The organism is Mycobacterium sp. NGS54, from assembly GCF_059812465.1.
In genome coordinates this window covers 121953-142920 of record NZ_JCALCS010000001.1, presented here as the reverse complement: position 1 = coordinate 142920, position 20968 = coordinate 121953, and the positions used below count along the sequence as shown (strand labels likewise).

20 protein-coding genes and 1 pseudogene are annotated in these 20968 nt (G+C 70.5%); 5 read left to right on the top strand and 16 right to left on the bottom strand.

Annotated features, from left to right (window positions below):
* Position 1: 1 nt before the first annotated feature.
* Complete coding sequence (locus tag AC5Y5E_RS00675) at positions 2-481, bottom strand: TspO/MBR family protein (RefSeq protein ID WP_499901097.1); 480 nt, start codon at positions 479-481, stop codon at positions 2-4.
* A gap of 189 nt (positions 482-670) precedes the next feature.
* Here AC5Y5E_RS00675 and AC5Y5E_RS00670 point away from each other — a divergent pair, with 189 nt between their 5' ends.
* On the top strand, positions 671-1153 hold the full coding sequence (locus tag AC5Y5E_RS00670) for a MarR family winged helix-turn-helix transcriptional regulator (protein WP_499901096.1): 483 nt from the start codon (positions 671-673) through the stop codon (positions 1151-1153).
* On the opposite strand, the pseudogene AC5Y5E_RS00665 reads toward AC5Y5E_RS00670, so the two are convergent.
* A pseudogene (locus AC5Y5E_RS00665) lies at positions 1107-3337 on the bottom strand (MMPL family transporter). The gene AC5Y5E_RS00670 and the pseudogene AC5Y5E_RS00665 sit on opposite strands and share 47 nt — an antisense overlap.
* A gap of 196 nt (positions 3338-3533) precedes the next feature.
* Here AC5Y5E_RS00665 and AC5Y5E_RS00660 point away from each other — a divergent pair.
* From AC5Y5E_RS00660 to AC5Y5E_RS00650, 3 genes are read left to right on the top strand one after another with little or no spacing between them, the layout of a single operon-like run.
* A complete protein-coding gene (locus AC5Y5E_RS00660; protein ID WP_499901818.1) occupies positions 3534-4109 on the top strand; it encodes an SOUL family heme-binding protein in 576 nt (191 codons plus the stop codon).
* Between the two features lie 58 nt (positions 4110-4167).
* Positions 4168-5214, top strand: a complete 1047-nt coding sequence (fni, locus tag AC5Y5E_RS00655; RefSeq protein ID WP_499901095.1) for a type 2 isopentenyl-diphosphate Delta-isomerase — start codon at positions 4168-4170, stop codon at positions 5212-5214.
* Positions 5215-5226: 12 nt separating this feature from the next.
* The gene (locus tag AC5Y5E_RS00650; RefSeq protein ID WP_499901094.1) at positions 5227-6483 is read left to right on the top strand and encodes a glycosyltransferase; all 1257 of its coding nucleotides are present in this window, start codon (positions 5227-5229) and stop codon (positions 6481-6483) included.
* Here the strand turns inward: AC5Y5E_RS00650 and AC5Y5E_RS00645 are convergent.
* From AC5Y5E_RS00645 to AC5Y5E_RS00595, 11 genes are all read right to left on the bottom strand, one after another.
* Positions 6454-6990 carry a MarR family winged helix-turn-helix transcriptional regulator gene (locus tag AC5Y5E_RS00645; protein WP_499901093.1) on the bottom strand — a complete coding sequence of 179 codons (537 nt, stop codon included), beginning with the start codon at positions 6988-6990 and terminating at the stop codon, positions 6454-6456. The two genes, AC5Y5E_RS00650 and AC5Y5E_RS00645, sit on opposite strands and share 30 nt — an antisense overlap.
* A 135-nt stretch (positions 6991-7125) precedes the next feature.
* Positions 7126-7524 (bottom strand): DUF2784 domain-containing protein, encoded by a 399-nt coding sequence (locus AC5Y5E_RS00640; RefSeq protein WP_499901092.1) that lies wholly within the window; start codon positions 7522-7524, stop codon positions 7126-7128.
* A gap of 47 nt (positions 7525-7571) precedes the next feature.
* Complete coding sequence (locus AC5Y5E_RS00635; RefSeq protein ID WP_499901091.1) at positions 7572-8564, bottom strand: Rieske (2Fe-2S) protein; 993 nt, start codon at positions 8562-8564, stop codon at positions 7572-7574.
* Positions 8561-10081, bottom strand: a complete 1521-nt coding sequence (locus AC5Y5E_RS00630) for an FAD-dependent oxidoreductase (RefSeq protein WP_499901090.1) — start codon at positions 10079-10081, stop codon at positions 8561-8563. Before AC5Y5E_RS00630 ends, AC5Y5E_RS00635 begins: the two co-directional genes overlap by 4 nt.
* Positions 10078-10803, bottom strand: a complete 726-nt coding sequence (locus tag AC5Y5E_RS00625; protein WP_499901089.1) for a class I SAM-dependent methyltransferase — start codon at positions 10801-10803, stop codon at positions 10078-10080. Before AC5Y5E_RS00625 ends, AC5Y5E_RS00630 begins: the two co-directional genes overlap by 4 nt.
* Positions 10790-11101, bottom strand: a complete 312-nt coding sequence (locus tag AC5Y5E_RS00620; protein ID WP_499901088.1) for a lycopene cyclase domain-containing protein — start codon at positions 11099-11101, stop codon at positions 10790-10792. Before AC5Y5E_RS00620 ends, AC5Y5E_RS00625 begins: the two co-directional genes overlap by 14 nt.
* Positions 11098-11421 carry a lycopene cyclase domain-containing protein gene (locus AC5Y5E_RS00615; protein WP_499901087.1) on the bottom strand — a complete coding sequence of 108 codons (324 nt, stop codon included), beginning with the start codon at positions 11419-11421 and terminating at the stop codon, positions 11098-11100. Before AC5Y5E_RS00615 ends, AC5Y5E_RS00620 begins: the two co-directional genes overlap by 4 nt.
* Positions 11418-12350, bottom strand: coding sequence for a phytoene/squalene synthase family protein (locus AC5Y5E_RS00610; RefSeq protein WP_499901086.1), 933 nt, complete (start codon positions 12348-12350; stop codon positions 11418-11420). The genes AC5Y5E_RS00615 and AC5Y5E_RS00610 overlap by 4 nt, the downstream gene beginning before the upstream one ends.
* Positions 12347-13876, bottom strand: a complete 1530-nt coding sequence (gene crtI, locus AC5Y5E_RS00605; RefSeq protein WP_499901085.1) for a phytoene desaturase family protein — start codon at positions 13874-13876, stop codon at positions 12347-12349. The genes AC5Y5E_RS00610 and crtI overlap by 4 nt, the downstream gene beginning before the upstream one ends.
* A complete protein-coding gene (locus tag AC5Y5E_RS00600) occupies positions 13873-14976 on the bottom strand; it encodes a polyprenyl synthetase family protein (RefSeq protein ID WP_499901084.1) in 1104 nt (367 codons plus the stop codon). The genes crtI and AC5Y5E_RS00600 overlap by 4 nt, the downstream gene beginning before the upstream one ends.
* 284 nt (positions 14977-15260) lie before the next feature.
* Positions 15261-15698: an STAS domain-containing protein gene (locus AC5Y5E_RS00595; RefSeq protein WP_499901083.1), complete on the bottom strand. Its 438-nt coding sequence runs from the start codon at positions 15696-15698 to the stop codon at positions 15261-15263.
* A gap of 343 nt (positions 15699-16041) precedes the next feature.
* Here AC5Y5E_RS00595 and AC5Y5E_RS00590 point away from each other — a divergent pair, with 343 nt between their 5' ends.
* On the top strand, positions 16042-16716 hold the full coding sequence (locus AC5Y5E_RS00590) for a phosphodiesterase (protein ID WP_499901082.1): 675 nt from the start codon (positions 16042-16044) through the stop codon (positions 16714-16716).
* On the opposite strand, the gene AC5Y5E_RS00585 is transcribed toward AC5Y5E_RS00590, so the two are convergent.
* The 3 genes from AC5Y5E_RS00585 to AC5Y5E_RS00575 all read right to left on the bottom strand — a co-directional run bounded on the left by AC5Y5E_RS00585 (position 16713) and on the right by AC5Y5E_RS00575 (position 20961).
* The gene (locus AC5Y5E_RS00585; protein WP_499901081.1) at positions 16713-18059 is read right to left on the bottom strand and encodes a TIGR01777 family oxidoreductase; all 1347 of its coding nucleotides are present in this window, start codon (positions 18057-18059) and stop codon (positions 16713-16715) included. The two genes, AC5Y5E_RS00590 and AC5Y5E_RS00585, sit on opposite strands and share 4 nt — an antisense overlap.
* Positions 18060-18068: 9 nt before the next feature.
* Positions 18069-19313, bottom strand: coding sequence for a glycosyltransferase family 4 protein (locus AC5Y5E_RS00580; protein ID WP_499901080.1), 1245 nt, complete (start codon positions 19311-19313; stop codon positions 18069-18071).
* A 97-nt stretch (positions 19314-19410) separates the two neighbouring features.
* Positions 19411-20961 carry a 1,4-alpha-glucan branching protein domain-containing protein gene (locus AC5Y5E_RS00575; RefSeq protein ID WP_499901817.1) on the bottom strand — a complete coding sequence of 517 codons (1551 nt, stop codon included), beginning with the start codon at positions 20959-20961 and terminating at the stop codon, positions 19411-19413.
* Between the last annotated feature and the right edge of the window lie 7 nt (positions 20962-20968).

The window sequence follows — 20968 nt, the reverse complement described above, 5'->3', positions numbered from 1 at the left end:
TTCAGCGGTTGAGCCGCCACACGTGGGTGGCCAGGACGGTGGCGAATGCGCACCACAGCGCGTAGGGGGACAGCGCCAGGCCGGCCCGCGGGTCGGCCTGCGCGGCCCGCCGCGTCAGGTCGGCGCTGCTGGCCGTCAGTGCCGCGGCGCCCAGCGCGGAAGCGCCGAGCTTGTGATAGCGGAAGAACAGCCAGCTCCAGCCGGCGTTCAGCGCCAGGTTCACGCCGAGCGCCGCGGCGTAGCGGCGGGCGGCACCGATCTGTCCCGCAGCCTGCAACCGGTCGATGGCTACCGCGGACGTCGCCGCGATGTCGGTGTAGAGCGTGGTCCAGACGAGGGGGAACGCGATGCCGGGCGGCTGATAGGGCGGCTTGCGGAGCCGGGAGTACCAGGCGGGCACGCGCTTTGGGCTGGCGATGCTTCCGGTGCCGGCGGCTACGGCGACGGCGACGGTGGTCGCGGCCAGAATCGAGGGTTTCACGCTCTGCTTCCTTCCGGTTGGGGGGGATCGGTGGGCCACCAGCAGTAGTGCGCCGAATCCGGGCAGCCACGAACGCCGGCCCGTCACGGCAGCGGCGACAGCGTCCCAGCCCACGACGGCAATTATTTCAATCGCTTAACCATTAATCAAGTTAACAAACGCGTTTTGGCGCGGTATGCTGCGATTCTGATGGAAGCCACCACCGACCGTGTTCGGCTCGAGGCGCTGATCGCGGCCGACGCGCGCGCCCTGACCGCCGAGTCCGACCAAATGGGTCGGGTCTTCGCCGCGGCGCATCGGTTGGGCACCAGCGACTTTCGCGCCCTGCTGCATATCCTGGTGGCCGAAACGGCCGGTGCTCCGCTGACATCGGGGGAGTTACGTCAGAAGATGGGCCTGTCCGCGGCGGCCATCACCTATCTCGTCGAGCGGATGATCGATTCCGGCCACATCCGGCGCGACACCCACGCCGAGGACCGGCGAAAGGTCATTCTGCGCTACTCGGATCCCGGGCTGGACACCGCGCGCTCGTTCTTCACCCCGCTGGGGGTGCACACCCGCGCCGCGCTCGACGACTTACCCGACGCGGATTTGGCCGCGGCGCACCGGGTCTTCGCCGCGCTGATCAGCGCAATGCGCCACTTCCAGGGCGAATTGGGCTCGCGCGGTTGAAGGTGCGCTGATGCCATCTCGCCAGCGGTTCGGGCGCCCACCAGTTCAGGTCGCCGAGCACGTGCATGAACGCCGGCACGAGCAGCATCCGCACCAGCGTCGCGTCCACCAACACGGCAATGGTCAGGCCCAGCCCGAACATCCGCATGAAGGACACCCCCGCGGAAATCAGGGCCGCGAAAGAGATCGACATCAGCAGCGCCGCGGCGGTGATCACCCTGCCGGTGCGGGCGATGCCGAGCGCGATGCTTTCGTCGTTGTCCGCGCGCGTTCGGCCCGAGTCCAGCCAGTACTCGCGGATCCGGGAAAGCAGGAAGAATTCGTAATCCATCGACAGGCCGAACGCGATGCAGAACATCAGCACCGGGACGTTCGCGGCCAGCGTGCCTGTCGGCGTGGTGCCCGCCGCGCCCAGGTGGCCGTCCTGAAAGATCCATACCAGGGCGCCGAACGCGGCGGTCAGCGAGAGCATGTTGAGCAGCACCGCCTTGATCGGGAGCAGCACGCTGCCGGTGAGCAGGAACAGCAGCACCAGCGTCACGACCGCGATGAAACCGAACACGATCGGCAAGCGGCTCGTAATCCCGTTCACGCAATCACGATTCGTCTGTGCCAGGCCGGTGAACTGCGCCGGTCGGTGCCCCGGCGGCGCGATCTCGTGCAGGCGGGCCAACTGTGCCTCGGACGCCCGACCGTAAAGGGGGGCGAGGCTGGCCACGGTCAGATAGGCGCTGCCGCGCGCCATTCCGGCCGCGGCCGAAGGCGGCCCTTGGGGCTGGCCGGCGACGAAGGTGCCGGTGGGCGCGGACACCGCCGCCACGTCGGCAACGAGGGATAGGCGCATGGCGTAGTCGTCCAGGTCCGCGGTTGTGAGGCCGGCGGTTTCGGGGATGACGACCTTGATCTCGGATGTCGTGCGGAAGTCGCCGCGGATTCGGTCGCCCACGGCCCGCGCCGACGATGACGTCGGCAGTACCCGGTCGTCAGGATAGCCCCACCTGACGCCGAGGAAGGGTGCGCCCAGCGCGAGAGGACGGCGGTGACCGCCAACCCGGCCGGGATCGCCTGCCGTATGACCACTTTCGCCGTGCGGTACCAGAAGCCGGCTTCCAACGTCCGCCCCTGCGGTGCCGGCCGCCGAAAGAGCCTGCGGCCCAGCGCCCACACGTTGAAGGCGTCGAGGCGTTCTCCGAGCAATGCGATCGCGGCCGGCGCGACGACCGCCGCGGCCAAGGCGGCGAACCCCACCACCGCCGTCCCGGCATAGGCGAAGGACTTGAGGAAGTACATCGGAAACAGCGCGGTCGCGGCCAGCGCCAGCGCCACCGTGATCGCCGAGAACACCACGGTTCGGCCGGCGGTCGTCAGGGCCTTCACCAGCGCCTCGTCCCGTCCGGCACCGGCGGCCAGTTCGTCGCGGTACCGGCTGACGATCAGCAGGCTGTAGTCGACGGCCAGGGCGAATCCCAATGCCACCGTGACGTTGAGGGCAAAGCTCGACACGTTGGTGATCGACGCGATCAGCCGCAACACGGCGAGCGAACCCAGGATCGCGACTCCGCCGACCGCTACGGGCAGTGCCGCCGCGAGCAGCCCGCCGAAGACCCACACCAGCGCGATGAAACTCAGCGGTATCGCGATCATTTCCATCCGCAGCAGGTCTTTCTCGGTCTGCCGGTTGATCTGTTCGTAGACCAGCGCCGACCCTCCCGCTTGCACCGTGACGCCCTGATGGTCGTGCGCGTACCGCTCCGCCAGCGTCCGGGCATGCCGGGGCGCGCTGTTTTCGTCGCCGGTGAGTGCGACGAGAATCATCGCGGTCTTTCCGTCGGCGCTGAACAAGCCGGGGCTGGCTTGCGCGTCCCAGGGTGAGATCACCCGCGCCACGTAAGGCGATTGGGAAAGCTGTCGGGCGATGTCGCTGCCGACGGCTTGTGCGGGCCCGCCTCCGGCGCCGCCCGCCGAATTCACCAGCAGCACCAAATCCATGCCACCCTGATCGAACTTCTCGGACAGCGTCGCGGCGGCGCGAGCCGATTCGGATGCCGGGTCGAGAAATCCCCCGGCGGACAGCCTGGTCGCGACGGGTATGCCGAAGACGGCGGCGGCGATCATGAACAGGGCGGTGATGGCGACGATGCGTCGTGGCGCGGCGACGGCGAGTCGGGCCATTCTCGCTAGCATGTACCGCCCTTAGGGTGATCCGCGGTGCACCGGCCGGCCGCGGCCGGTGGTGTGGGCTGACGTCCCTCCGAGATTATGTTAAGATTCTTAAACATTCAAGCACTTAACTAAATGTGCAAATTCCGTTAGGCTGCCTGCTGGCGGGGTACCAACTAAGGACATATGGCAGGAAGAGGTGAGGGATGTGTTCGGGTCGATGGGAGCGTTGCTCGGCGAGGTAATCGATGCGGCCGGCACGGTGGTCGGCTACCGCCACGGCACCAAGGAGCCGGACTACCGTGCGGAGCAGCTGACCCGGGACGTCGAGATCCGGCACTACGGCGCCCGCATCGCCGCGGAGACGACCGTCGTGGCGGACGAGGAGGCCGCCCGCTATACCGGGTTTCGCCGGCTCGCCGGTTACATCTTCGGCGGCAACGGCGGTCACGAGAAGATCGCGATGACCGCCCCGGTGGCCCAGGAGGCGGCGGACGACCGCAAATGGGTGATCCGGTTTTTCATGCCCGCCGAAAAGACGCTGGATTCGTTGCCCGAGCCCGACGACGGCGAAGTCAGGCTGGCGGCCGTGCCGGCGGAGACGGTCGCGGTGCACCGCTTCACGGGCAGCCGCAGTCGCCGTGCCGTCGCGGCGCACACCGATAAATTGATGACCACCTTGCGCGAGTGCGGATTCCAGGCCGTCGATACGCCGGCGGCCTGGTTCTACGATCCGCCTTGGACCGTCCCGGCCCTGCGTCGCAACGAGATTGCCGTGCCGGTCGAGCCGGCTTGATCAACGTGCTGTCCGCCCACATCTGGCTGCTGAACCGTCGGCGCGGGGTCGACGCGTCATGACCGCCGACCGCGGCGAGATGACCACCCGCAAGCGGCGACACATCGACGTGTGCCTCGACGGCGACGTGGGTTACCACGGCGTGACGACCGGCCTGGAACGCTACGCGCTGCCCTACAACGCCCTGACCCAGACCAACCTCGACGACGTCGACCTGCGCACCGAATTCCTCGGGGCGCGGTTGCGGGCGCCGATCCTGATCGGCGCCATGACCGGCGGGGCGAAGCTGTCGGGCACCATCAACCGGAACCTGGCCGCGGCGGCACAGCGGCTCGGCATCGGAATGATGCTGGGCTCGCAGCGGGTGATGCTCGACAGCGTCCTGGGGGAGGGGGCCGCCTCCAGCTTTACCGTGCGCGACGTGGCACCGGACGTGCTGTTGCTGGGCAACATCGGCCTGTCCCAGCTGACCAAGGATGCGGTGCCGGACATCGTTCAAGCGCTCGATCGCGTGGGGGCGGATGCGCTTGCGGTGCATACTAATCCGCTGCAGGAGGCCATCCAGCACGGCGGCGACACCGACTTCGCGGGATCGCTGGACCGGCTGCATGACGTGGCCGGCATGCTGGGCTACCCGGTGCTGCTGAAGGAGGTCGGTCACGGGATCGGCGCCGCCGCGATCGGCCAATTGCTGCGCTTGTGCTCCGAGCCGCCGGTGGCGGCCGTCGATGTGGCCGGCGCGGGCGGAACCTCGTGGTCACGCGTCGAGCAGTTGGTCCGCTACGGCGAAGTGCGCTACCCGGACCTGGCGGACTGGGGCGTACCCACCGCGCAGGCGATCGCCGAGGTGCGCACGGCGCTGCCGGACATCCCGCTGGTCGCCTCGGGTGGGATCCGGACCGGCATGGACGCGGCCAAGGCGCTGGCCCTGGGCGCCGACGTGGTGGCCGTGGCGCGGCCGCTGTTGCCCGCGGCGATCGAATCGGCAGCCGCGTCGGCGGCTTGGCTGCAGCGATTCATCGACGAGCTGCGCATCTGCCTGCACGGGTGCGGGGCGGCCGACCCGGACGCACTGCGAGACGTTGGCGTGAGGGCCGTTTCGTAAGAGCGACGGCCCATGGCAGTGATTCTGGCTTACGGGTCGCCCGCGCTGGGCCACCTCTATCCCCTCGGCGCGCTGCTGCGGGAACTGGTGCGGCGCGGCCACCGGGTTCACCTGCTCACCCTGGCCGGCGAGGTGCACGCCATGCGGGCGGTCGGCATCGACGCCGAGCCGGTCGACGTGCGGATCGAGACCATCGCCGGACGGGATTGGCTGGCGCCCAACGCGTTAGGCGTCCTCACGGAGACGATCGACGTCTTGTGCCGTCGCGCGGTGATCGAGGTCGACGACCTGCGCAGCGAGCTGGAGCGGGTGCGGCCCGACGTGGTCATCGTCGACGCGAACTGCTGGGGAGCGATGTCGATGGCGGAGGCCAGCAATGTTCCGTGGCTGGTGTTCTCCCCGTTCACCCCCTATCTACGGTCCCGCGCGGCGCCGCCGTTCGGTCCGGGCTTGCGGCCGCTGCCGGGAGTGGTCGGCATGGTCCGCGACGCGTCGATGCGCCCGTTTGTGAGCCACCTCTTCGACCGCCGGGTAGTCCCGCGGGTCAACGCCGTCCGCGCGGAATTGGGTGTGCCGAAAGTGAAATCAGTGGATGGTCTGATGCGCCGCGCGCCGCTGCTGCTGGCGGTCGGCGGCGAGCCGTTCGAGTACCCGCATCCCGATTGGCGCGACGTGCACTTCATCGGTGCGTGTGAATTCGACACGGCCCCCGCGGATCTCCCCGATTGGGTGGCCGACATCGACCGGCCCATCGTATTGGTCAGCACCTCCTCGATCCCGCAGGCCGACGCGTGGCTCGGCCGAATCGCCCTGCAGGCGTTGGCCGATGAACCGGTCCACGTCGTCGCGACGTTCCCGGCCGGCGTGCCCGACGGCCTGCCACGCACGCCGAACGCCACTGTGTGCCGTTTCGTGCCCCACGGCGCGGTCCTCGACCGCGCGATCTGTGCCGTCACCCACGGCGGGATGGGAACCATCGTGAAGGCGCTTGACCGCGGTGTCCCGGTCTGCGCGGTGCCGTTTGCGCGCGATCAGGCCGAAGTGGCGCGCCGCGTGCAGATGGCGCGATGCGGCACCCGGCTGCCGGCCAAGAGGCTGACCGTGGCGCGCCTGCGCGCCGCCATCTGCCGGGCGACGACGATGGCCGAGGGTGCCCGCCGAGTGGCCGCCGGCTTCGCCGCGACCGGCGGTGTGGCCCGTGGCGCCGACCTGATCGAGCAGCGGCTGCTGCAAGGGGTCCTACGGCGCGGTCTTTTGCCGCCGGGGTGACGGTCTGGACGGCTCGCCGGCGAGCTCGTCCTCGAACGTGGCCATCGCGGTGATCATCGCCGTGAAAACCCGATGGGCGGCAACGAGGTCCTTGTCGCTCAAATCTGCCATCGCCTTGCTGAGGTGAATCCCGAGCGGCCGGAAGAAGGCGTGCGCCAACGTCATGCCGCTTTCCTCGTAGCGCAGCAGCCACTTTCGCCTGTCCGCGGGGTCAGGCTCCCGCCGGATGTGGCCCGCCTCGATCATCCGATCGACGAGATATGTAATGGCCGCGGGCGACACGTCCATGCGCTGCCTCAGCTGGGCCAGGGTCAACGGCTTTCCCGCGGTCTCGCTGACCATGATGTGCAGCAGCGCGTGGAAATCGCTGCTGCCGACCTCGTTCGTGCGCGCGAAGTGGCGGCCGATGCGATCCGATTGCGCCGTGATCGACCGCATATCGGCCGACAACTGCCGCTCCAGCTCGGCCCGGGCCGCCGGTGGATCCTGTGCGCGGCGCTTGCTCACCTACCCGCATCCTTCATCAGGCCAACCAGCGTATCGGTGCGCTCACCCAGGACCTAGCGCGACCTGCCGCGCGCCCGGATCGAACCTGACGGTCCCGCGCCACTTCTCGATGTCCGACCCGTGGGCGCAAGGCTTTCACGAATCATTCCCGGCGGAGAGCGAGGTGGCCCGCGCCTTCCTCGCCAGGGCGATCCATGACGTCGCGGCGGCGAGAAAGGCGACGGCCTGCGCGGTGCCGGTCCGGCCCGGCGGATAGAGCACACCCGCGACGTAGCGGTCGACGAACCCGGTGTTCGGCAGCGGTTCCATCCCGGCTCTCGCGCGCGCCCAATCTTCCAGCGACGTCAGCGGACACGGCACCGGCAGCGTCACGACCAGCAGACCCCAGGCCACGCTCGCCAGGTGCAGCCAGATGGTGCGCGGCCAGCGCAGCGCCAAAAATCCGCCGCTGGGCAGGTAGCACAGGTAGGCGAAGTGCGCGCCGACGCTGACGATCACGAGGTTTTTAAAGAAGGCGAAGTGCGCTTTCTTCATCGCTGGTTCGGACTTCCGCTGTTGGCACGTGCTGCGGTAGGTCCATGTTAGCCACCGGTGCGTCGTTGGTAGCGGCGTTCGGCATAGGCCAGATCGTCGCGCCACAGCCGGGTCGCGGCATGGCGCATCAGCGGCGTGATCAACGGGCCGGCGCGGCGCGCCGTCTTGAAACCGGGGCGCCGCGAAGTCGCGACGATGGCCTCGATCACGGCGACGCGTGGCCGGCCGTCGCGCCCCGAACCCATTGGCGTTGCGTGTGTTTCGACCACGCTGCCCGTTCCCTCGCCCTCGATGATGCGCATGACCACCGTGCGCGCCTCGGGGGCGGTGAATTCGGCGATGACCGGGACCCCGAAGCGACCCATCCGGAAGATTACCGAGACCAGGAAGCGGTCATCCTCCTCGGTGGGCGTGGCGAGCACCTCCAGCCGGGTGAACGAATACGGGTGAAACCACGCGCCGTGCCACGGGTCGAGCCGGTTGGCGACGACGTCGATCGGTTCGCAGTGTCCGACCATGCGGGTGACCGCCGCCAACGTGTCGGTGGCGGGTCTCGGCACGACCACCGGATCGTCCATCGGAGCCTCCGCGCCCGCCGAATCCAGTCGCACCCACGCCAGCACGCCGTCGTCGTGGCTGGGAAACGGCGTCCAGCGCAGTTCGCACGCATCGCCGTCGAGGGCCAGCCCGTGCCATCGGCAATACAGGACGCCCCCGCGCACCAGGCCCGTCGCGAGGTCGGCGCCCAGGTGGGGGCAGGTTGCGGGTCCGACCCGCAGGCTGCCGCGCTTGTCGCGCCAGGCCACCAGGTCGATGCCGGCCACCCGCGCGCCGTAGGCGCGACCGGCGACCACCTCGCGGCTGGCCGCGAACACAAACCAGTTTCCCGTCGGCCGGCGCCCCGACCGTTCCAAGGCGGCGTCGATGATCGCCGGCCGCGCGTCCCGGTAGGTCGGGCGCTGCTGTGTCCACGGCACAGGCCGTATCACGCCGACGGGCCAGTCTTTCCACCGGCGGCGCAGGCGGTCCCCGACGCTCATCGACGGGGTCCCCGGCGCTCGGCCAGCGAGCGCAGCACCGTCGACCGTCCGCGGACGGGAACCGTGCACAGTTGGTGACCGGCCAGCCCCCACGACGCCAGCAGCCGGTTGGCGGCCGACCACCCGGTGGTGGCCGCGCGCTCCATCAGCGCCACCGGCAGGTCGACCCGGATGCCGTCGCCGGCCAGTACCAGCCCGGGCTGCGGCGTGGCCACGGTCGGCCGCAGCGCGTACGTTCCGGGGGCGAACAGCGGGCAATCGCTGCGGCGCAGTTCGCGTTCGTAACGGACACGTGCCGGGGCGGTCTCGGGATACAGCTGGTGCAGACGCGCGATCGCGGCCTCGCCGGGCGCGTCGGCACCGGCCGCGTACGAGTGCAATTCGACGACGGATCCGCCGTGCCGACGTGCCCACGCGGCGGCCTCGCGTTCGTAGCGCTCGAGCACGCTGATGTTGTCGATGGGCTCATGGCCGGCGGTTCCGAGGAACGCGGGCCGGCCGCGGTCGACGGGCCGGTCGAGCCAGAGCCGCTGCACCACAAAGGACGGCGCGGTGCGCAGCCGGCGGATCCGGGCGCGCCACGGATCGCCGCCCAGCCCGGGCGACGCGCCCACCAGCCGCTGCAGGCCACCCACGTCGAGGGCCAGGACGACGGCGTCGGCGTCGAAGCGTTCACCCGAATCGGCTTGGACGCGAAGCGTTTTCGCGCCGCCGGGGGTGACGCTGGACACGTGCGCGCCCAGGTGCATCCGAACGCCCCGCTCCCGCAGATAGTCCGCCAGCGGATTCCACAGGCCCACATCGAAGTTCGCGGTGGCGACGTCGAAGACCAGGCCCTCACTGGAGCCCAGGAAGTAAATGTGGAACATGGTCGCCAGTTCGGCGGCGGACAGTTGCGCCGGCTCGGCGAAGAAGCTGCGCGAAAACACCTCGAACGCGAGGTGGCGCGCGGATTGGGGAAAGTTGATGCTCTTCAAGAAGGTTTCGGCGTCGATGTGGTCGAACCGCCGGTAGATGTCTGGCACCGACACCGCGGCCAGCGGTGCGGCGGCCCGCGCGTTGATGCGCGCCAGGTCGCGCAGAGAAAACGTGGGGCTGCGCAGCGCGAACGCCAGCGCGTTCCACGGTGGGGTGCGGGGCAGCCCGCGGAACGTGTCCCGTCGGCCGGCGCCGTCGATCAGCGGGTAATCCTCGACGGCGGCGAGCATCCCCAGCTGCGGGTCGACGCGGCGCAGCAGGGCCCGCAGGTTGTAGTACTGCCGGAAGAAGGCGTGGAACCCGCGGTTCATCGCGAGTTCGGCGCCGTCGACGTGCTCGGTCCAGCCGCCCACCCGGCCGCCCAGGTATCCCTCGCGTTCCACCACGTCCACGGCCACGCCGCGTTCGGCGAGCGCGGTGGCGGCCGTCAGGCCGGCGATGCCCGCCCCGACGACAACGGCGCGCGGCCGCGACGCGAGCGCGCCCGCGTCGGGCAGCCCCGGCGGGGCGGGGTGAATGTGGCGGCGGCGGTCGGTCATTGGGGCGCCTCCCCGAGGAAGGTGTGTACGACGTCGTGTTCCCAGCCGGGCATGGTGAGGCTTCGCACCCGGGTGAATCCGGCGTCGCGCACCCGTTGGCGCAGTCGCGACGCCCCGTCGAACGCGAGGACGCTGCGCCACAGATGCCGGTACAGCGTGCTGTCGCGGGTGCGCCACCAGCCGGCGGGGATGATGATGCCCCAACACACCGCGTGCCAAATCAGGGTTGCGGCAACCGAATCGCGCACCGAGTACTCGTGCGCCGCCAGGACGCCGCCGGGCGCAAGGAGCGTGCGAAACTCCCGCAGTTGACGGTCCGGGTCCGCGAGATTGCGCAGCAGATAGGCGGCCAGGATGCCGTCGAACGGTCCGGTGACGCCGTGCTCGTCGAGTTCTTCGATGCGGGCGTGCACGAACCGGACCGACGGTGGCCACGCTTTTGCCCGTGCGGCATCGAGCATTCCGTTGGCGGCGTCGACGGCGACGATCTCCGCCTCGGGAGCCGCCGCCAGCAGCGCGGCCGTCGACGCGCCGGTGCCGCAGCCCGCGTCGAGCAGGCGCAGTCCCCGTCCCCGTCCGGGCAGCCGCATGCGGCGCGCCGAGCGCGCCAGGTTCGCGTGGTAGTACGGGTTGGCGCCGACCAGCCGGTCGTACGCCGCGGCGCCGACGTCGAAGGCCCCGGGCACCTCGCCGCGGGGCAGGCCCGCCTTATCGACTCGCACGTTGTCGCTCCCACAACAGCAGCACGGCGGTGACCAGCGCGAAGCCGAACAGGAAGTCCTCGACGGGAATGTCGAACGGGAACCGCACGCCGCTGGTCTGCCGCTCGTTGTAGATCACGATCGGCGCGCTGCGTTTGGTCAGCCAGCCATCGACGGGCACCTGAAAGCCGAGCACGATCACCATCGACAACCAGTAGGCCGGCCGCCGGAACAACCCCGTGTGCAACAGCGCGAGCTCCAGCGCGACGACGACCAGGACGGCCGCGACGGCCGGCACCGTGTAGCCGAGGCCGGTCATCGGTGCCTGACTCTTTCGAGGATGGCGGTCACCGCGTTGTAGGTCAGCAGGGCGCACACCGGAATCACCAGGAAGAACAACACTTCCTCGATCGGCACCCCGAACGGGATGTGGATGCCGGCGATGTAGCTGTCGCAGTACGTCCACACCCCGGCGCCGATCGCCACCGCGTCCCAGACGAGGAACACCGCCGCGACCGGAAGCACCGCGCGCGCGAGCCGGCGCGGCTGGCGATACACGCCGGCGCCGAACAGCTCCAGCGGCGCCGTGATCGCCAGGCACAGGCCGAGCACGATCAGGTACTGCCACCGATCGCTCACGACGCGCCCCTCATCCGGGCCCGCCACGACCGCACCAGGGCGCCGCCGGCGACCTGAAGCCGACGCGTCGTGCCGACGGTGGCGCGCCGCGTGAACACCGAGAAATCGCTGGCTTCAATGCAATCGAGGATCTCGGAGTAGAGCGTCAGGGCGGTCGCCACGCACGGCCGGGAACGCGGCGCCAGCAGGGCGATGCCATCGGTGGCGAAACGGTAGATCTCGCGGGTGATCTGGTGCTGGGCCTCCAACGCGGACCGGACGCGGGGATCGGTGCGCCGGTGAACGTGACACCACGCCAGCAGCTCCCGGTCCGCGCCGAAGGCCGCGAGTTCGTCGGCGGGCAGGTAGACCCTGCCCCGCGCCAGGTCCTCGTCGACGTCGCGCAGGAAGTTGGTGAGCTGAAACGCACGGCCCAGCGCCGCGGCGTACGGGGCGGCCTCGTCGACGGGGCACACCGTCCCCAGGATCGGAAGCATCTGCAGCCCAATGACTTCCGCGGAGCCGCGCATGTAGCGGTTGAGCGCGCCCCGGTCTGGATAGTCGGTGACGGTGAGATCCATCCGCATGGAGTCCAGAAAGTCGGCGAACAGCTCGGCGGGGATCCCGTAGCGGCGCGCGGTGTGGCCGACGGCGGCCAGGATGGGCTCGTCGTGGTGCTCACCGCCGTCGAAGAAGCGATCCGAGAGCCGCTGCAGCCGGTCCGCCCGCTCGGAGACGTCCACGGCCGGGTTGAGCTCGTCGAGGATGTCGTCGGCGTGGCGGGCGAAGCCGTACAACGCATGGACGGCAGGGCGCTGGTCGGGGGCAAGCAATCGGGTGGCGAGGAAGTAAGTGCGACCGTGTTCGGCGGCGATCCGCCGGCACCGCCGATACGCCGCGCGCAGGCGGTCTTCGTCGATCCCGGCGGCGTCCAGCTCGGTGCGGATCATCGGGATCCGGCTTTCAGGTCCAGTGTGCGGGTCGTCGTCCGGTCGGCCGGGCCGGTGATGCGGTCGGCGGCCAGTCGCCCGGAGATCAGCGTGGTCGGCACGCCCACGCCGGGCAGGGTCGACGACCCGGCCAGCACCGCGTTCTCGATGCCGCGCACCGTGTTGGCCGGCCGGAAGGGGCCGGTCTGGGCGAACGTGTGGGCCAGCGCGAACGGCGTGCCGGCCGCCATGCCCTGGCGGGCCCAGTCGGCCGGGGTGTCGACATGCAGCAGCCGGGCGTCGTCGCGCAATCCGGGCAGCAGCCGGTCCTGCACGACCTCGAGGAGGGAGTCCCCGTACGCGTCGCCGGTGGCCGACCAGTCGATGTGGCGGCGCGACAGGTTGGGGGCGGGGGCCAGCACGTAGAGCAGGTCCCGGCCGGTGGGTGCCAGGCTGGGGTCGGTGGTCGTCGGCCGGGTGACCAGCAGTGACGGGTCGGCCATGAGCCGGCCGTCGCGAATGATGTCGGTGAACGTCCGCTCCCACGCCGCGCCGAAAAGGATTGTGTGGTGCGCGGTTTGCGCGGCCACGGCGGGGCACCCCACGTGCAGCACCACCGCCGAGGGCGCCGCGCGCAGCGGAAGCAACCGGCGTGGTTGGCGGCCGAGCAGCCGGTAGGTCTGCGGCAGCTCCGTCGTCAGCACCACCGCGTCGCAGGCGATGCGTAGATCCCGGTCGGTGTGGACGGCGGTGATCCGCTGGCCGCTGCGTTCCAGCTTGGTGACCGTTGACCCGTAGCGGAACCGCACTCCGGCGTCGGCGGCCGCCGCCGCCAGGGCGTCGGGCAGCGCCCGCACGCCACCGCGCGGAAAGAACACGCCGGCGACCGTGTCCATGTAGGCGATCACCGCGTAGACCGCCAGGGCATGCTGCGGTGCGACGCCGGCGTACAGCGACTGGAAGGTGAACACCCGGCGCAGCCGGGGGTCCCTGATGTGGCGCTTGACCATCGTGTCCCATCGGCGGAAGCCGCCGAGCGCGGCCAGCCGAGCCAGCTGAGGATTCAGCAGCGACAGCGGGGAGTCGAAGTTGGCGGCGATGAAGCCGTCGAATTCCGTCCGGTACAACCGGGTCAGCCAGTCGCGTAACCGCCGGTAGCCGTCGGCCTGTTGCGGCCCGGCGAACTCGCGCACCGCGGCGGCCATCTCCTCGGCGTCGCTGTGGACGTCGATGGTGCTGCCGTCGGCGAACCGCGCCCGGTAGGCCGGATCCACGGGCAACAATTCGAGCCTGTCCGTGGAGGTTTCGCCCACGGCGGCGAAGGCCTCGTCGATGAGGTCCGGCATGGTGAGCACAGTCGGGCCGGTGTCGATGCGGTAGCCGTCGACGTCGCGGCGGCCCGCCCGCCCGCCCGGCCAGGGTTGGCGCTCCACCACGGTCACTTCACGGCCCCGCCCGGCCAGGTGCAGCGCGGCGGCCAGCCCCGCGAATCCCGCGCCGACCACGACGACGTGGCCGGTTCGCCCGGGCACGGTGCGGGCGCTCATGCCGCGCGCCGCGTGCACAGGCCCGCCATGTCGACCAGCGCGGCGGTGAGCCGGTCATCGATGATGTTGCCGTCCAATGCCTTCAGCGCCGCCTCGACACGATCGGCGATCAGTTCTTCGATCCGCTGCACCGCCCCTGTGCGCAGGATCAGCGTGCGCCAGCGCTCGAGCGCGGAGTCGTCGAGCCGGTCGTCGGTCATGAACTGGCGAAACTGCCGGCGGGTCGACGCGTCGGCCAACTGGTGCGCGGCCACCACGACGCTGGTGGCCTTGCGCTCGATCAGGTCCCCGCCGTTGGGTTTCCCGGTCACCTCGGGCGACCCGAAGATGCCGATGATGTCGTCGCGCAGTTGGAACGCTTCGCCGATGGCGGTGCCGTAGTCGCCGAGCGCGTCCAGGACCCGGACGTCGCAGCCGGCCATTGCGGCGCCGATCTCCAGGGGACGGCGCACCGTATAGTTCCCCGACTTCCGCCGGGCCACCTCCAGCACCGCCTCCATCGTCGGCAGATCGCGCATATCCGTTGCCAGATCGGCGAATTGGCCCACCGCGAGCTCGATACGCATGGCGTCGTAGCGCGGCCACGCCTTCAGCAGGTGGTGGCGCTGAAGGCCGCTGTCGCGCAGCATCTGCTCGGCCCAGATCAAGCACAGATCCCCGAGCAGGACCGCGGCCGATTCGCCGAACCGCTGAGAGCAGCCGGACAGACCGCGCCGGCGATGCCAGGCGGCGAACTGCACGTGCGCGGCCGGGCGTCCCCGCCGCGACGCCGAATTGTCCATGACATCGTCCTGCAGTAGCGCAAACGCGTGCAGGAGCTCGAGGCTGGCGGTCGCCGACAGCGCCGCGTCGCTGCCCGGCGCGCCGCACAACCAGCCCAGGTACATGAACGTCGACCGCAGGCACTTGCCGCCGTTGACGAACTCCAGCAGGATGTCGCCGGCCACTTCCACTCCGCAGGCGCCCAAGGTGTCGGCGCATCGGTCCGCGACAAATCTCGCGACGTGCGCCAGCACAGCCCGCCGCAAACCAATGCGCCAGGTGTTCAACTGGTCTCCCTTGGGCGGCGGGTCTGTCGGGACGACTTCGGCACGACGCACCCCCGGAAAATCGCGGACGGCTCCGACCGAAGGCTCCCTCGCAGGGTCGGTCAGCCGCCGGCTTGAACGGCTCGGATTCACGCGCGGTACCCCTTTGGTGACGAAACAAAACACTGGGCGACGGCGAACATGCGCGGGCGGGCCGCCCGGTCGATGCCCGCTAGTTTAAGTTATTGAAACATTAACTTACTGAATGATCGGCCGGTTCGCCAGTGCCAAGGCGCCATTGACTGCCCGCCGGTCGCCGGTGGGGTGAGGTATGCGTCGCCGGACGCCCTATGGCGTCAGGATGGGATGGCGGCGGGCCACGGCGGTTCGTGCCGGTATCGCCGGTCCCGGACTATTCCCGAGAGCAACTGGCGCCTGGCTTTTACGAGGTCGTCGATGAGCTGGAGGGCTTCGGCCACCGATCCCACCAGGGGCAAACCGTGGTCGTTGACGATGTGAAGCATCGGGCGCATCGCGGCGCCGGCGACGACGCTGCAGTGCACCCGCGCCTGCTGATGCTCGTGATTGAGTGCCAGCAGCGCCCGGAAACCGTCAAGGCTGATGAAGTCCAGCTGGCTCATGTCGAGGATCAACGGGGTTTTCAGGCGGGAGAAACGACGGATCGCGTGGGCGAACTGGTCGGCGTTCGATGCGTCGATCTCGCCATCGACACGCAGGACGGTGCCCAGGCTGCGCGCATAGACATAGAGCCGCGCGCCGTTGAAATCGGTCATGTAGCGGCAGCTGGCGGGTTGTTGTTTGTCCGGTGAATCCGTGGACTGGTGAGCAGTCATGTGTGCGCCAATCGGCTGTGGTGAAGGGACGACACGTGTGCTACGCACCGCTCCAAGAAAAGAAGCTGTGAACTCAACCTACTTTAGATGCTAGCGCCGATGCCGCGCGGAGGTGGCCGAATGCGACCACGTATTTCGGGGCCGGTCCGCGCGGCCGGCCGGGTCCGAGCCCCGCCGGCGCGGCCGACTCTTCGTTTTCCGGCTGTGCCGCGCCCGTCGCCCGTTCGTTTTTCGGCCTCCTGGGTCGGTGTTTCTGCCGGCGCAGAACGGGAACCCGCCGCCGGTGAACGTTTCCGACCTCCTGGCCAAGCCCTTTCACTGGGGATCCGCTCTGCGCGGCCGCAGATTTTTCCATCCGGTCGGCGTCCTCGCGGAAGGCTCGCTGGAACGCGTTGCGCCGGCGGCCGAGGGGCTGCCGATCCCGTCGTCCGACGTTGTCGCCCGAATCTCCAAGGCCGCCGGCATGCCCGCAGCGCTGCCCGACTTCATCGGCCTGGCGATCCGCGTCGCACCCCGGCAGGTGGCGGCGACGCCGTGGGACATCCTGCTCGTCTCCGCGGGTTCGGGTGTGCTGGCGCGGGCCGTGGCGCTGCGGCCGACCACGTCGTGGGCCGGGCAGACGCTCACCAGCCTGATGCCGTTCTCCTACCAGGGCAGCGTGTGGTGGCTGAGGGCCCGAAGCATGATCGATGTCAACGGTTTTGGGCTGGCGCTGGGCAGCGTCGAGCAAGCGATCGGCGCCGGCGGCGTCGACTTTGCGATCGACCAGGCCTGCGGCAGGTCCGATTTCGCGCCGCTGGCGCGGCTGAGGTTGACCGGCGTCCGCGACCCCGATCCGGACGTGTCGTTCGATCCGGTCGCCAACACCGCGCCGGGGGTGAGCCTCTACCCGGAATGGCTCGCCGATCTGCGGGCCCGCGCCTACCGCCGCAGCCGCGAGGGCAGGGCCGCGGGCTAACGCCCGAGCAGGTGACGCAGGGCCGCGTCGAGGTCGGGCTGGCGAAACCGGTGCCCGGCCGCGGCGAGTTTCTCAGGAATCACGCGTTGGCTGGCGCAGGCGAGTTCGCGGGCGCCCTGGTCGCCGAGCAGCAGCCGGGGACCGAGCGCCGGCACCGGCAAGACTGCGGGCCGGCGCAGCACCCGGGCGAGGGTGCGGGTGTACTCGGAGTTGCGAACCGGTTGCGGCGCAACGGCGTTCACCGCGCCTGACAGAGTGTCCCACAGCGCGCGGTGGTAGACGTCGACCAGGTCGTCGATGGCGATCCACGACAGCCATTGCCGGCCGTCGCCGAGGCGCCCGCCCAAGCCCGCGCCGAACAGCGGACGCATCAACCGCAGGGTGCCGCCGCGAGGCGATTGCACGATGCCGGTGCGCACCCGGGCCACCCGCACCCCGGCCGCCGCCGCGGGCGCCGTCGCATCCTCCCACTCGGCGACGACGTCGGCCAGGAACCCGCCGCCGCGACCGCTCTCCTCGGTGAGGGATTCGTCGCCGCGGTCGTAGCCGTAGTAGCCGATCGCCGAAGCCGAGATGAGTGCGGCGGGCGCGGGCGCGGTTCGGCCCGCGAGTTCGGCCAGACGGCGGGTCGGGCCGATCCTGCTGTCGCGGATCGCATTCCGGTGCGCATCGGTGAACCGGCCGGCGATCGAGGCGCCGGCCAGGTGGATCACCGCGTCGACCCCGGCGAGCAGCTCCGGGTCGGGGTCATCGGGATCCCACCGACGCTCGTCGTCGCCGGTGGCGCTTCGGCGAACCAGCGCGATGACGCGGTGCCCGCCGGTGCGCAGGAATGCCGTCAGCGCCGAGCCGACCAGTCCCGACGATCCGGTGACGGCGACGGTCTTCGGCGTCAGGCCGTTTGCGGCGGCCAGCCGGTGTGCGGCCAGGTCGTCGGCCAGCTGACGGTGGCGGTAGGCGAACATGGGGCGCAACAGCGACCCGGGGACCGGCGTTTCCACCCGGTCGATCACCCGGGTCCGGCCGCCGCCGAGGTCCTCAAATTCGTGGGTGTGCTTCCACCGCACCACCATTCGCGCCGGGAGCGACGCCAGTCCCGCGCCGCCGATGGCGTCGGCGAATCGCTTCGGCGGATCGTAGGAATCGGCTTGGTGCTCGGCCACCCACCGCAGCCCGCCGGGCAGCGCCAGCGTGGCGCGGCCGTCCTCGAGCGAGGCGGCCTCGCTGACCAGCCGCATGGGTTGCCACGGCGGCGACAGCCGGTGGAAGGCGCCCGGCCTGGCATGCCAGGCGAAGACCTCGTCGCGCGGTGCTTCGACCACGCTCGAATATTCCAGGCCCATCTTTCGACGTTAGCGGTCGGGCAGCGCGTGCTCCACGATGGGCAGCCGCGGCCGCGGCTGCCGCTCGCCGCGCTTGGCCGCCAGGTAGACCTGCGCGGTCTGGATGGCCACGGTCCGCCAATCGAAGTCGGAGGTGAGCCGTTCGCGGGCCGCGCGGGCACGCCGCTGCGCGGCGTCCGGATCGTCGAGCACGGTGCGCACCGCCGCGGCCAGCGCCGCCACGTCGCGGGGCGGGAACGACACCCCGGTCCGCCCGTTGATCACGGCCTCGCCCAGGCCGCCGATGTTCGAGGTCACCAGCGGGGTGCCGGCCGCGGCGGCCTCCAGGGCCACCAGCCCGAACGGCTCGTAGTGGCTGGGCAGCACCGCGGCGTCGGCCCGATGCAGCAGCGCCAGCAACTCGGTGTGCTCGAGGTGCCCGACGAACCGAATCGCCTTGAGCACCCGGTGTTTACGTGCCTGTTCGACGAGCCAATCCTGCTGGGTGCCCTCCCCGGCGATGGTCAGGGTGGTGCCCGGGTGGCTGCGCCGGATCCGCGGCAGCGCGGCGATGGCGTCGTGCACGCCCTTCTCGTACTCGAGGCGCCCGAGATAGAGCAGCTCGGCCGGGCCGGTGCGCGGCCGGCGGCGTGCGAAGGGCCAGCGCGCCGCGTCGATGCCGTTGCGGATCACCGTGATCCCGGCCAGGCCCGGGCCGAACAGCTCGGTGATCTCGTCGGCCATCGACGCCGAACACGTGATCAGCGAATCGGATTCGCGCACCAGCCACGACTCGACCGCGTGCACCTGCCGGCTGATGGGCCCGCTGACCCATCCGGAGTGCCGGCCGGCTTCGGTCGCGTGGATCGTGGAAACGACTGGCGCGTCGTAGAACTGGGCGAGGGCGATGGCCGGGTGGGCGACCAGCCAGTCGTGCGCGTGCACCACGTCGGGGCGCCACGACCGGTCGCTGCCGTGCTTCTTCAGCGAGAGCCCGGCGCGGATCATCGAGTGACCCATCGCCAGGGTCCAGGCCATCATGTCGTTGCTGAACGTGAATTCGTGCGGATCGTGTGCGGCCGCGATCACCCGGACGCCCTCGCTGATCTCGTCGCACGACGGGTGTGTGCTGGGATCGGTGCCCGACGGTCGGCGCGACAGGACGACGACGTCGTGGCCGGCGGCGGCCAGCGCGGTCGAGAGGTGATGGACGTGGCGGCCCAGCCCGCCGATGACCACCGGCGGGTATTCCCACGACACCATCAGGATCTTCACGCGTGGGCCCCCATTCGGTGGCGCGAGGGGCCCCAAAATGCCGCACACACCGGCGTGTCGCCGTACGTTTGGGGACCCTCGCGGCGAGGGGAGACCTTCACCGGGGCAGCCTACGCGCATCCAGGGCACCGAACAGGCCGTCGGCGCGGTTCCAGCCGTCGGCCAGCCGGTGCGCGGCGTCACGCCGGCCCGAGGCCAGCGCCCCGGCGATCTCGCGGGTGGCGTGCGCGTGCAGATGGGCGCGGTAGCGGGCGTAATCGGCGGCCGAGTCCTTGCTCACCATGAACGGCCAGTCGCTGGACACGGTGAGCAGGGTTTCGCGCAGGATCTGGTCGGCGATGTGGTCGCGGGGGATCGGCCCGTCGAGCGACGCCGTCTGCGACAGCGCCTTGTCGACCGTGCTCAGCGCCGTGTCGACCACCTCGGTGTTGAGCTGGACCAGGTCGGCCACCTGCTCGCCGGCCCACACCTGCCAGTCCTTGCCGGAGCCCCACGAGCTGGGCGGCAGCGCGACCGCGTCGCCGACGAATCCGGCGTCGATCGCGTCGCGCAGCGTGCCGACGCGCACGCCGGCTTCGGGCAGGGCGCGCAGCACTCTCTGCAGCCACGTCGGGCCCTCGTACCACCAGTGGCCGAACAGCTCCGTGTCGAACGCGGCCACGACGTGGGCGGGGCGCCCGATGCGCTCCGACTCGCTCGTCAACCGGCCGCGGACCACGTCGACGAAGTCGGCGACGTGGGCGTCGACCGCGCGGTCGGCGCGCTCGGGATCGTAGGGCGCCTTGCCCTCCGAGGACACGTTGCGCCCGGTCACGCGGGCCGGCTTGAGGCCGGTCAGGTGGTCGTAGGTGTGGAAGTCGCGGTAGGCGGCGTGGCCGGGGTAGCCGGATTTCGGCGACCACACCCGGTAGCTGACCTGCAGGTCGCGCCCGAACGCGACCACGTCGGTGTCGCCGACGGGCCGGCCCAGGGCGGTGTCGCCGTGCAGCGACGGGCCGTCGACCATGAAGTGCGTGACCCCGGCGCCGGCGTAGTCGTGTTCCATGCCTGGGGCGTAAGCACATTCGGGCGCCCAGATCCCGGTGGGGCGGTGTGCCAGCCGCTGCTGCGCGTCGGCCAGGCCCTCGCGCAACGCGAACTCGCGCAGCCGCGGGTTCAGCAGCGGCTGGAACGGGTGGGCCAGGGGGCCGCCCAGCAACTCCACCGTTCCCGCGTCGATCAGGGCGCGCAGCAGCGGGCTGGCGCCGTGCCGCCACAGGGTGGCGTAGTCTTCAAGGGCCCTGTGCGCCTCCGCTTCCTCACGAATTCCGAAGGCCCGCAACGCTTCCGGCGTGCAGGACTGGTAGTCCGCCGACTTCGAGCCGCGCGCCGAGCGCACGCTGGCCGCTTCGGTGGCCCGCAGCCGCCAGTTGGCCAGCCAGTGGTGCATGCCGTCGAGGCAGTACGGGTCGTCGAGCTGGGCGTTGACCACCGGGGTGACGCCCAGCGTGACGAGGCGGTGCCGATCCTCGTCGGCCAGCGTGCGCAGCACCCGCAGCAGCGGCAGGTAGGCCGCCGCCCAGGACTGATACAGCCATTCCTCGCCGACCGGCCAGCGGCCGTGGTGGGCCAGCCACGGCAGGTGGGTGTGCAGCACCAGGGTGAACATGCCGGGA